Below are 11003 nucleotides of genomic sequence, written 5' to 3'. Positions count from 1 at the left end.
AGGCAGGCGGCCGAGATCGCCTGAACCACGCATCATGCAAGAACCCGTCTCCGAGCAGCCAAACGACAATGACGCGGCCGAAAGCGCCGACATCGTCGCCCACAATGTCTCCGTCGAACAGATCGCCAGCGAAGTGGCGCGCCGCCGTACATTCGGCATCATTTCCCACCCGGACGCCGGCAAAACCACGCTGACCGAAAAACTGCTGCTGTTTTCGGGCGCGATCCAGCTGGCAGGCACCGTCAAGGGCCGCAAAAGCGGCCGCCACGCGACCTCGGACTGGATGGACATCGAAAAGCAGCGCGGCATTTCGGTCGCCAGCTCGGTCATGCAGTTCGAATACCGCGACCACGTGGTCAACCTGCTCGACACCCCGGGCCACCAGGACTTCTCGGAAGACACCTACCGCGTGCTGACCGCGGTCGACTCGGCGCTGATGGTGATCGACGCCGCCAAGGGCGTCGAAACCCAGACCATCAAGCTGCTCAACGTCTGCCGCATGCGCAACACGCCGATCATCACCCTGATGAACAAGATGGACCGCGAAACCCGCGATCCGCTGGAACTGCTGGACGAGCTGGAATCGGTGCTGAAGATCCAGTGCGCGCCGGTGACCTGGCCGATCGGCATGGGCAAGACTTTCCGCGGCGTGTATCACCTGCTGCGCGACGAGATCCTGCTGTTCGCCGCCGGCAACGACAAGGCCGACCAGACGTTCGAAGTGATCAAGGGCATCGACAATCCGCGCCTCGATGAAATGTTCCCGCGCGAAATCGAACAGCTGCGGATGGAAGTCGAACTGGTGCACGGCGCCTCGCATCCGTTCGACCAGGAAGCATTCCTGGCCGGCGTGCAAACCCCGGTATTCTTCGGCTCCGCCATCAACAACTTCGGCATCCGCGAAATCCTCAACGCGCTGATCGACTGGGCGCAGCCGCCAGGCTCGCGCGATGCGACAGTGCGCACCGTGGAGCCGAAAGAAGCCAGCTTCTCCGGTTTCGTATTCAAGATCCAGGCCAACATGGACCCGGCGCACCGCGACCGCATTGCGTTCCTGCGCGTCTGCTCCGGCCATTTCCAGCGCGGCATGAAAATCAAGCACCTGCGCCTGAACCGCGAAATCAAGGTATCGAACGTGGTGACCTTCATGGCTTCCAGCCGCGAACAGGTGGAAGAGGCGTACGCCGGCGACATCATCGGCCTGCCCAACCACGGCAACATGCAGATCGGCGACAGCTTTTCCGAAGGCGAACTGCTGCAGTTCACCGGCATCCCCTACTTCGCGCCGGATTTCTTCCGCTCGGTGCGGATCCGCAATCCGCTCAAGATCAAGCAGCTGCACAAGGGCTTGCAGCAGCTCGGCGAAGAAGGCGCGATCCAGGTCTTCAAGCCGGTCACCAGCAGCGACCTGGTGCTGGGCGGCGTCGGCGTGCTGCAGTTCGAAGTGGTGGCCAGCCGCCTGCTCAACGAATATGGCGTCGACGCCGTATTCGAAGGCACCAGCATCAGCAGCGCGCGCTGGATCACCTGCGACGACAAGAAGATCCTGGCCGATTTCGAGAAATCCTCGGCCGGCCATAACGTTGCCTACGACGCGGCCGGCAACATGGCTTACCTGGCGACCTCGGGCGTGAACCTGCGCCTGACGCAGGAGCGCTGGCCGCAGGTGGTGTTCCATGAAACGCGGGAGCATGCGGTCAAGCTGAACTGATCCGGCAAGCTGCGGACGTAAAAAAAGGAGATGCGATCGCATCTCCTTTTTTTCATTTCAGGGCGCCAGCCCTGAAAACACACTTACGAATGCGTGCGCTGGTCCGCCTGCTCAACCGCGGCATCGTGCTTGGCCAGTTCCTGCTCCGCATCGATGCCCTTGTTATCCAGCTGGCGATGCAACTGCTGCTCATCCAGTTCGCCGGTCCACTTCGCCACGATGATCGTCGCCACGCCGTTGCCGATGGTGTTGGTCAAGGCGCGCGCCTCCGACATGAAACGGTCGATGCCGAGGATCAGCGCCAGGCCGGCGACCGGCACATGGCCGACTGCCGACAAGGTCGCCGCCAGCACGATGAATCCGCTGCCGGTGACGCCTGCGGCGCCCTTGGATGTCAGCAGCAAGACTGCCAGCAAGGTCAGCTGCTGGAACAGGCTCATCGGCGTATCGGTAGCCTGGGCGATGAATACCGCCGCCATCGTCAGGTAGATCGAAGTGCCGTCCAGGTTGAATGAATAACCGGTCGGGATCACCAGGCCGACCACCGATTTCTTGGCGCCAAGGTTTTCCATCTTACCCATCAGGCGCGGCAGCACCGATTCCGACGACGAGGTGCCGAGCACGATCAGCAGTTCTTCCTTGATGTACTTGACGAACTTCCAGATGCTGAAGCCGTGCACCTTGGCGACTACTCCCAGCACGCCGAAAATGAACAACAGGCAGGTCAGGTAGAACGCGCCCATCAGCTGGCCCAGCGACAGCAAGGAGCCGAGGCCGTATTTGCCGATAGTGAAAGCCATCGCACCAAAGGCGCCGATAGGTGCGACCTTCATGATCAGGCCGACCATGCCGAACAGCACATGCGAGAATTTTTCGACAAAATCAAACACCAGCGTGCCGCGGCCGCCGAATTTATGCAGCGCAAAACCGAACAGTATCGCGATCAGCAATACTTGCAAGATCTCGTTCTTGGCAAAAGCATCAACAAAACTGCTTGGAATGATGTGGAACAGGAAGTCGCTGGCGGATTCCATCTTGCCCGGACCCGTATATGCAGCAATGCTCTTGGTATCGAGCGCGCTGAGGTCGACGTGCATGCCGGTGCCCGGATGCCAGACATTGACCACTACCAGGCCCAGGATCAAGGCCACGGTGCTCATGATTTCAAAATACAGCAGGGCCAGGCCGCCGGTCTTGCCGACTTTCTTCATGTCTTCCATGCCGGCGATGCCGATCACCACGGTACAGAAAATGACCGGCGCGATGATCATCTTGATCAGCTTGATGAAACCGTCGCCGAGCGGCTTCATCGCCGCCCCGGTTTCCGGGTACAGATGTCCAAGCACGACGCCGATCACGATGGCGGTCAATACTTGCACATAAAGGGATTTGTAGAGCGCTGGTTTTGCCATTTGTCCTCTCCGATTAGATTACGTTTTTTTTAGAATATCGCCGCTGCTCGCTGCAGCCAGCGCCGATCATACTGCCTACGTCCATCGACAGCACTGTCCTTGCATTCTCCCTGAATGACACTGGACAGGAAAAGATAGAAAAAAGAGCGCAACTTTAGCTGATAACGCTAACATCACTCAAGTTATTTACACTCGCCGACGCGAAATTGCATTTTGTGCAATCATTGTTCGATACGTCTGCCGCAATCTCTTGAATTGACAACCTTGATCAGCATTCTGTTCTGTATTGCTCTTTAAGTAAATTCCTCATGAGATATTTATCGTGCAAGATTATCGGACAAGACCTGAGATAGTCTTGTCACATTGGGTGTGTATCTTGCTTAAGGGCAGACGTATAGTATTGGATTGTTTTTTTACCAATCCCGCGGTTTGCACCAGCGCCGGAATTTTTGCCTGGTGAAATGCGCGGAAAAGTAATGGCAACCTTTCGCCTGCTTCACCTGTCTCAGACAAGCCGTATTACAGCAAGTCCTTTCATAGCGAGGAAGAAATATGACTGAAAACGATGTCCGCAACAACGCCTTTGCGATGCCTATCCACAATCCGGCCTTTCCGCCCGGCCCCTATCGTTTCGTCGACCGCGAATTCCTGATCATCACCTATCGCACCGACCCCGAAGCGCTCAAGAAGATGATTCCGGCGCCGCTGCAGTTCGTCGAGCCTATCGTCAAGTTCGAATTCATCAAGATGCCGGACTCGACCGGATTCGGCCATTACTGCGAATCGGGACAGGTCATCCCGGTAACGCTGGACGGCGTGGCCGGCGGCTACGTCCACAACATGTACCTGAACGACCACCCGCCGATCGCCGGCGGCCGCGAACTGTGGGGTTTCCCGAAGAAACTCGGCAGCCCGGAACTGCAGGTGCATACCGACACGTTGATGGGCACGCTCGACTACAGCGACTTCCGCATCGCCACCGGCACCATGGGCTACAAGCACAAGACGCTCGATAGCGCGGCGGTGAAGAAGTCGCTGGAAGCGCCGAGCTTCCTGCTGAAGATCATCCCGCATGTGGACGGCACCCCGCGCATCTGCGAACTGGTACAGTACAGCCTGACCGACATCACCGTGAAAGGCGCCTGGAGCGGCCCCGGCGCGCTCGATTTGCATCCTCATGCGCTGGCCCCTATCGCCGACCTGCCGGTGCTGGAAGTTATCTCCGCGGTACATATCTTGACCGACCTGACCCTGCCGTTGGGCACTGTCGCTTACGATTACCTCGCCAAGTAAGTACGCAAACAAGCACGTCAATAAACAAGTAAAGGAATAGCCATGTCACTCAAAGATAAAGTTGCACTGATTACCGGTTCCGCCAGCGGCATCGGCAAGGAAATCGCCATCGAATACGCGCGCGCCGGCGCCAAGGTCGTGATCGCCGACCTGGCGCTCGACGCCGCCACCGCTACCGCCAATGAGATCAGCCAGTCCGGCGGCATCGCCATGGCGGTCGCCATGAACGTCACCGACGAAGCGCAGGTCGACAAGGGCATCGCCGACGCCGTAGCGGCCTTTGGCAGCATCGACGTTCTGATCAGCAATGCCGGCATCCAGATCATCGCGCCTGTGGTCGATTCGACCCTGGACAACTGGAAAAAAATGCTGGCGATCCATCTCGACGGCGCCTACCTGACTACCCGTGCAGCGATGCGCGAAATGATCAAGAAGGGCAATGGCGGCGCCATCATCTACATGGGTTCGGTGCACTCGCACGAAGGTTCGCCGCTGAAAGCGCCGTACGTCACCGCCAAGCACGGCTTGATCGGGCTGGCGAAAGTGGTGGCCAAGGAAGGCGCAAAGGACAAGATCCGCGCCAACGTCATCTGCCCGGGTTTCGTCCGCACGCCGCTGGTGGAAAAGCAGATTCCTGAGCAAGCCAAGGAACTCGGCATCACCGAAGAGCAAGTGATCAAGAACGTGATGCTGAAAGACACCGTGGACGGCGAATTCACCACTACCCACGATGTCGCGCAAACCGCAATCTTCCTCGGCGGCTTCGAATCCAACGCCCTGACCGGGCAATCGATCGTGGTCAGCCACGGCTGGTTCATGCAGTAACAGCTTGCGGCAGCCGACGCCGGACAAGAAGGGCAAGAAATCGTCTTGCCCTTTTTATCAAGCGCGATCCGGCAGCCGCATCCAATCCGGGAAGTCATTTTGAGCACAACTCATTTTTTGCCGGCGCCAGCCCCTCGGCTGCGCCTGAAGCATGGCCTGTGTTGCCTGCTGCTGGCTGGCAGCACCGCCCTGCTCGCCAAAACCGGGCCGGCCACGGCGGCCGAGGCGCCGCCGCCGGCGTTTGCCAGCCGCCAGGCAGCGCTTGCGGCCTTGCCGCCGCTGATGCTGTGGGTAGGAGAACGGCCGGACGACGTCCGCACCTGGGTCGGCGGCAGCGCCCGCCAGGCAAAACTCAAGGGCGGCGCCGACAACCAGCCCGTGCCGCCAGTCCAGGACCAGCGCATGGGCGTTGCGGTACTCGACACCACCATCCTGCTGCGCGACGGCAGCGCCAGCGTCCGCCGCCGCCAGCAGCCCTTGCAGCTGCCGCCGTCCTGGTACGCGCAAAACGGCGTGCAGCAAAAAGCGCCGCTGGTGACCATCGTCCATATCGACATGGCGCGCGGCGCGCGTAAACCGCAACTGAACGAAAAACAGAAACGGACCATCGTCAACGCCATAGTCGCCGCCGCCGCCCGCAGCCCGAGCCAGGTAGTGCAGCTCGATTTCGAGGTCATGCATAGCCAGAAACCGTTCCTGGCGGATGTCGTGAAACGCAGCCGCGACGCCCTGCCGGAAAATGTCGCCTTGTCGATCACGGCGCTGGCTTCATGGTGCGTGGGCGATGCATGGCTGGCCGACCTGCCGGCCGACGAGATAGTGCCGATCGCGTTCCGCATGGCCGGCGACGCCGGCCGCATGCGCGACGTGCTGAACCACGAGGGCCACTTCCCGCGCCCGGAATGCCAGCCGAGCCTGGGCTTGTCGCTGGATGAACAGCCGTGGCCGAACAAGCTGCGCAGCCAGCGGCTTTACCTGTTTAACCGGAATGCCTGGTCGGGGACGCCGATGGCGGGCTGGGCGGTAAGGCTGGGAGCGATTTTTCCCTAGGCCTGGAATCCTCGGGATTGACGGAGCCTGGGCCCGTCAAGTCTCCGCCGCGCGCGCGGCCGGATAAACCTTCACCAGCACAATACGCGGCCCGTTCATTTTCTTGACCACGATGTCAAAGCCGTCGAATGCGATTTTCTGCCCTTCATGCGGCAAATCGCCGAGCTTGGCCATGATCAGGCCGCCCACCGAGTCGACGTCTTCGTCGCCGTCGATGACCACATCGATGCCGAGTATCCGCTCCAGGCTGAAGATCGGCAAGCTGCCCTTGCCCAGCAGGGTGCCGTCGTCGAGGCGGCTCCATTCGTTGTCGTTGCGCCGGAACTCGTCGCGGATCTCGCCCACCATCGCGCCCAGCAGGTTATCCAGCGTGATGAAACCTTCCGGCTTGCTGCCCTTCTTGCCGATGATGGCGAAATGCGGCGAGCCGGTGCGGAAGCGGCGGAACAGTTCCAGTGCCGGCATGCGCGACGACACGTACTCCACCGGCCGCAGGTAAGCGTTCAGGCTTTCGATCGACTTGCCTTCCTGCTGCGCGATGAACAGGTCCTTGAGATGGATCACGCCCAGCACATTGACGCCGCTCTGGTCGAAGTAAGGATAACGGCTGAAACGGTGGCGATAGATGGTCTGCAGGTTTTCCTGCAGGCTGCGCGCCTGGTGCAAAGCTGTGATTTCGTTGATGGGACGCATCAGGTCGGATACTTCAAGCTCGCTGAAATCCAGCGATTGCGCCAGGACGTTCCATTCGTCGCGGTTGAATTTTTCACCGGCGTGGCTGCCGCGCAAGATCAGTTTCAGCTCATCCGCCGAATACTGCGCATCGTGGCCGTGGGCGCCGGCCAGGCCGGCCAGGCGCAGGATCCAGTTGGCGCTGGCGTTGAGCGCCCAGATCGCCGGATACATGGCCCAGTAAAACCCGTACAAGGGCAAGGCGCACCACAGGCCGATCACTTCGGGATTGCGGATCGCCACGGTCTTGGGCGCGAGTTCGCCGATCACGATGTGGAGGAAAGAAATCAGGAAGAAAGCGAAGAAAAACGAAATGCCGTGTATCAGTTCCGGCGAGCTGATGCCGATCCAGCCGAACACCGGCTGCAGCAGGCTGGCGAATGCCGGTTCGCCGATCCAGCCCAGGCCCAGCGAGGCGAGTGTAATACCGAGTTGGCAAGCGGACAGGTAAGCGTCCAGCTGGCGATGCACTATTGCCAGGATGCGCCCGCGCAAGCCTTGGGTCTTGGCGATGGCGCGGATACGGGTCTGGCGTAATTTGACTAAACCGAATTCGGCAGCGACAAAAAAACCGTTGAGCGCTACCAGAAATAATGCTGCGATAACCAATAACAGGTTGTTCAATGAATCTCTTTCATGGGTAATGACGGATTACAAGTATAGGCGAGGATCGCGCTTTCAACAAAAGCGCGGAGAATCCGCCGTTGCAAACAGCGCCGGCCAAGAAAAACGGGGCAGGGTCTTACGCCAGACTGCGTATCAACCCTGCCCCATTCCAGCGTAGCGCACGGCTACCGCGATATTCCCGATTACAGCGTGGTAGCCAGCGCACACTGGCGATAATGTTCGGCGGCCAGCGCCTGCTGGTCGATTGCCTCATGCAGCTGCCCCAGTTTCAGATGCGCTTCGCGCACCGTGGCCGGCGCTACGGCGTCCGACAGCGCCTGCTCCAGGTGGCGCTGGGCCTTGCCCCATAATTTCTGCCTGAAGCAGAACGTGCCCAAGGTCAGCGCCAGCTCGGGGTCATTGGGCGCCCTGGCGGCCCAGTGCTCGCAGTGCTCGATCTGCGACAGCAGCTCGGGCGAGGCCTCGGCCGCGGCAGCGTCACGGTAGACCGCCAGCAAGCGCTGGTCCCATTCCGTCGCCAGGGATTTTTCGACGAGGGAGCGCGCTTCCGCATGCAAACCGCTCTTGTTGAATGCCTGGGCGCCGCGCATGGCGATGAATGGCTTGGTCCGATCTTCGTTCGGCACCGTGCCCCACAGCCGGGCGATCGATTCGGCATCGTGCGCTTCGTCCGACAGCAAGCCGTCGTACGCCAGCTCGCGCAAGCGTGTCGACAAGGCCGGATGCAAGGCGTCATGCTTGTTCAGGGTGCGCACCAGGCGCAGCACTTCCGGCCAGTTCTTGGCTTGCTGGTTGGCTTTCAGCGCCAGCCGCAAGGCGTGGATATGGCGCGTGCCGCGCGCGTTCAGCTCATTGACGGTGTGCAGCGCCGCCTGCGACTTGTGCTCGTCCACCAGCAGGTCCAAGGTGGTGATCAGGCGCGCCGTCTTCAGCGGCTCGTCATCTTCGATGCTGGCCAGCCAGATGTCGCGTCGTTCAGGCTGTCCCATGCGGTGGGCGGCGCGGGCGCCGATCAAGGCCGCCACGCCCAGGTTGTCGGGCAGTTCGGCGGCGCGCGTGGCGGCTTTTTCAGCCTGGCCGAAACGCCCCTCGAACAAGGACTTGAGCGCATCGCGCAAGGCGTTGTTGGCGGTGGTTTCGCGTTTGTGGCGGCGATAGCCGATCACCCGTCCGGGCAATTTCTGGGTGACCCGGATCGCCCGGATCAGCACATACAGGATGATGAACAGGATCGCCAGCGAGATGACGAAGAAGTTCAGCGACAGGTCAATCCGGTACGGCGGAAAAAACATCACCACGTTACCGGGGTTGTAACGCGCCAGCACGGCAAGGCCGATGGCGACTGCAAACAGAGCAACAAGCCGGAGGAAGAATCGCATAGGACTATGGCTTGCCTTTGTAAGTACGGATCGCCGCGGGGCTATCCAGCGCCGGCATGGTGATCGAAAGATTGCTGCTTTGGACCTGCTTGAGCAAGGTCTGCACGGTCTGGGTCTGCTTGGCCCGGGTGTCGAAATACTTGGAGATGGTTTCCTGGGCCGCAATCAGGTCGCTGCGGAACGCCGATTCGTTGCGCGACAGCAGGCCGAGGCGTGCATTGAGCAAACGCAGCTTCAGGTTTTCCCGGGCGTAGTAGGCCTGGGTCGGCGACAGCAGCAAGGCGTCAGGCGTATCGACGGTGCGCACCCGGATCAGCTGGCTGATCTCGGTCCACATCTCGCTGCTCCAGCTTTGCCATTTATCCTTCAGGCTGTTTTTCCAGTCGGTCACCACGGCGTCCGCCGGCACCTGGGTCTTGGCGATATTGCCGCTGCCCGCGGCTTTCGGCTTGACGCTGGCCAGCGGCTGGTTGTTCGGCTTGCTGACGCCGACGATCGGTTTTTCATCGGACAGCAACGGCATGCTGTCGATCTGGCCGATGACGCTGTCGAGGCGCACGGCGATGCCGGTCACATCCAGCGTCGGCAAGGCTTTCAGTTTTTCGATATCGCTGGCGATGGCGCGCCGCACGATGATGAATTGCGGCTTGTCGGAGCGCGACAGGTTCTTGTCGGCGTTCTGCAGCGCGATCAGCGCACCCTGGACGTTGCCGGCCAGCTGCAGCTGCTGGCTAGCGGTCGACAGCACGTCTTCCACCTGGGCCAGGGTCCAGTCGTCGCTGTTGCGGGACAGGTCCTTGTACAGCTGCTCCAGCGCCAGTTGCTGGCTTTGCGATTCAACCTGCTTGTTTTCCAGCACGCTGACCTTGCCTTGCAGTTCCTTGGCTTCATCCTGCACCGCCTTCACCAGCACCTTGGTTTCCGTATTGGTGCTGTCGCCGACTTGCAGGCGGCGCGCCAGTTCCTGGCGCAGCTTGCCGTTCTCGTTGCGCATCGTCCACCACTGCGCCGCCAGCAGCAAGGCCAGCAACAGCAATATGCCGTACACCAGGCCAAGCGAACGCTTCGGCCCTTTGTCCTGGCTGACTTTGTAAGGCTGCAGTACGGGCTGCGACGGTGGCGATGCCGTGGCGCTGACGGCAGGACCAGCAGGCTGGTTCGATTCTGGAGTGGGTATCGATTCGTTCATAGCGGGAATTGTAACGCGTCGAGTAGCCGTTCGTCGCCTGAGCCGGTCAGAGTAACGTCAGTAAATCCCAGCACATGTGCCGTTTCGGCAATACGGGCATGCGGGACAAGGAGTTTCTGCTGTTGGATTTTTGCAACACCGGCGCTGCCCTCGAGCGCCTGGGCCAGGTCGACCAAGTGCCTGAGCGCTTCCGAACTGGTCAATATCCAGTCGTTTTCGGAATCCAGCAATGGCTGCAGGCGGGCTTTCAGCGCCGCGTCGAGCGCCGGCGCCTGGCGCCGGTAGGCGGCGATGGCCTGTACCTTGACGCCCGCCGCCAGCAAGCTGTCGGCAAAAAATTCGCGGCCGCTCTCGCCGCGCACCAGCAACACCTGGCGCCCGCGCAAGGCGTCCAGGTCAAGCGCTTGCAACAGCCCCTCGGAATCGGTCCTGGCTGGATCCGGCGGGCTGAAGATGGTGGTGTTCTGCGCCGTCAGGCCATGCCGCGCCAGCGCCGCCCTGCTGCCTTCGCCGACGATGCCGACCGGCAGCTGCGGCGGCCAGCCGGCGATATGGCGAAACGCCGCGTCGATTGCATTCGGGCTGACAAACACCACCAGCGCAAAGCTGGCGAGCTGGTCGAGGACAGCTTGCAACGGCGTGCTATCGATTAACGGCAAGATTTCCAGCAAGGGGAAAATCACCGGCTGGCGGCCGCGCGCGGCGATCTGCTGCGCCAGCGCAGAGGCTTGCTGCGCCGGCCTGGTGACGATGACCGGACGCAAGGCAGGTCCGCCTCCTCGTGG

General features: G+C 60.9%; 9 protein-coding genes. 4 read left to right on the top strand and 5 right to left on the bottom strand.

Annotated features, from left to right (window positions below; all coding sequences use genetic code 11):
• Positions 1–34: 34 nt before the first annotated feature.
• On the top strand, positions 35–1711 hold the full coding sequence (locus AC07RZ_RS00295; protein WP_494666464.1) for a peptide chain release factor 3: 1677 nt from the start codon (positions 35–37) through the stop codon (positions 1709–1711).
• Positions 1712–1794: 83 nt separating this feature from the next.
• Here AC07RZ_RS00295 and AC07RZ_RS00290 read toward each other — a convergent pair whose 3' ends face one another.
• Positions 1795–3123, bottom strand: coding sequence for a C4-dicarboxylate transporter DctA (locus AC07RZ_RS00290; RefSeq protein WP_144740353.1), 1329 nt, complete (start codon positions 3121–3123; stop codon positions 1795–1797).
• Positions 3124–3675: 552 nt separating this feature from the next.
• On the opposite strand from AC07RZ_RS00290, the gene AC07RZ_RS00285 reads away from it, so the two are divergent.
• From AC07RZ_RS00285 to AC07RZ_RS00275, 3 genes are all read left to right on the top strand, one after another.
• Complete coding sequence (locus tag AC07RZ_RS00285) at positions 3676–4416, top strand: acetoacetate decarboxylase (RefSeq protein ID WP_494666463.1); 741 nt, start codon at positions 3676–3678, stop codon at positions 4414–4416.
• 42 nt (positions 4417–4458) lie between these two features.
• The gene (locus AC07RZ_RS00280; RefSeq protein ID WP_092398461.1) at positions 4459–5241 is read left to right on the top strand and encodes a 3-hydroxybutyrate dehydrogenase; all 783 of its coding nucleotides are present in this window, start codon (positions 4459–4461) and stop codon (positions 5239–5241) included.
• A gap of 99 nt (positions 5242–5340) precedes the next feature.
• Positions 5341–6291: a hypothetical protein gene (locus AC07RZ_RS00275; protein ID WP_494666462.1), complete on the top strand. Its 951-nt coding sequence runs from the start codon at positions 5341–5343 to the stop codon at positions 6289–6291.
• A gap of 36 nt (positions 6292–6327) precedes the next feature.
• On the opposite strand, the gene AC07RZ_RS00270 is transcribed toward AC07RZ_RS00275, so the two are convergent.
• From AC07RZ_RS00270 to AC07RZ_RS00255, 4 genes are all read right to left on the bottom strand, one after another.
• Positions 6328–7647, bottom strand: a complete 1320-nt coding sequence (locus AC07RZ_RS00270; protein ID WP_494666461.1) for a hemolysin family protein — start codon at positions 7645–7647, stop codon at positions 6328–6330.
• A gap of 185 nt (positions 7648–7832) precedes the next feature.
• Entirely contained in the window at positions 7833–9029 is a 1197-nt protein-coding gene (locus AC07RZ_RS00265; RefSeq protein WP_342828154.1) for a heme biosynthesis protein HemY, read from the bottom strand.
• A 4-nt stretch (positions 9030–9033) separates the two neighbouring features.
• Complete coding sequence (locus AC07RZ_RS00260) at positions 9034–10218, bottom strand: uroporphyrinogen-III C-methyltransferase (protein WP_144740338.1); 1185 nt, start codon at positions 10216–10218, stop codon at positions 9034–9036.
• The gene (locus AC07RZ_RS00255; RefSeq protein ID WP_494666460.1) at positions 10215–10982 is read right to left on the bottom strand and encodes a uroporphyrinogen-III synthase; all 768 of its coding nucleotides are present in this window, start codon (positions 10980–10982) and stop codon (positions 10215–10217) included. Before AC07RZ_RS00255 ends, AC07RZ_RS00260 begins: the two co-directional genes overlap by 4 nt.
• Positions 10983–11003: the final 21 nt, after the last annotated feature.

This window comes from Collimonas sp. GW821-FHT07E08 (assembly GCF_059418905.1).
The sequence above is the reverse complement of the archived record's forward strand: the minus strand, read 5'-3'. Positions and strand labels throughout refer to the sequence as shown.

Excerpts from the sequence above, each read along its gene's own strand:
- AC07RZ_RS00280 (WP_092398461.1), top strand. The coding sequence starts at position 4,459 with ATGTCACTCAAAGATAAAGTTGCACTGATTACCGGTTCCGCCAGCGGC.
- AC07RZ_RS00295 (WP_494666464.1), top strand. The coding sequence starts at position 35 with ATGCAAGAACCCGTCTCCGAGCAGCCAAACGACAATGACGCGGCCGAA.
- AC07RZ_RS00290 (WP_144740353.1), bottom strand. The coding sequence starts at position 3,123 with ATGGCAAAACCAGCGCTCTACAAATCCCTTTATGTGCAAGTATTGACC.
- AC07RZ_RS00265 (WP_342828154.1), bottom strand. The coding sequence starts at position 9,029 with ATGCGATTCTTCCTCCGGCTTGTTGCTCTGTTTGCAGTCGCCATCGGC.
- AC07RZ_RS00260 (WP_144740338.1), bottom strand. The coding sequence starts at position 10,218 with ATGAACGAATCGATACCCACTCCAGAATCGAACCAGCCTGCTGGTCCT.
- AC07RZ_RS00285 (WP_494666463.1), top strand. The coding sequence starts at position 3,676 with ATGACTGAAAACGATGTCCGCAACAACGCCTTTGCGATGCCTATCCAC.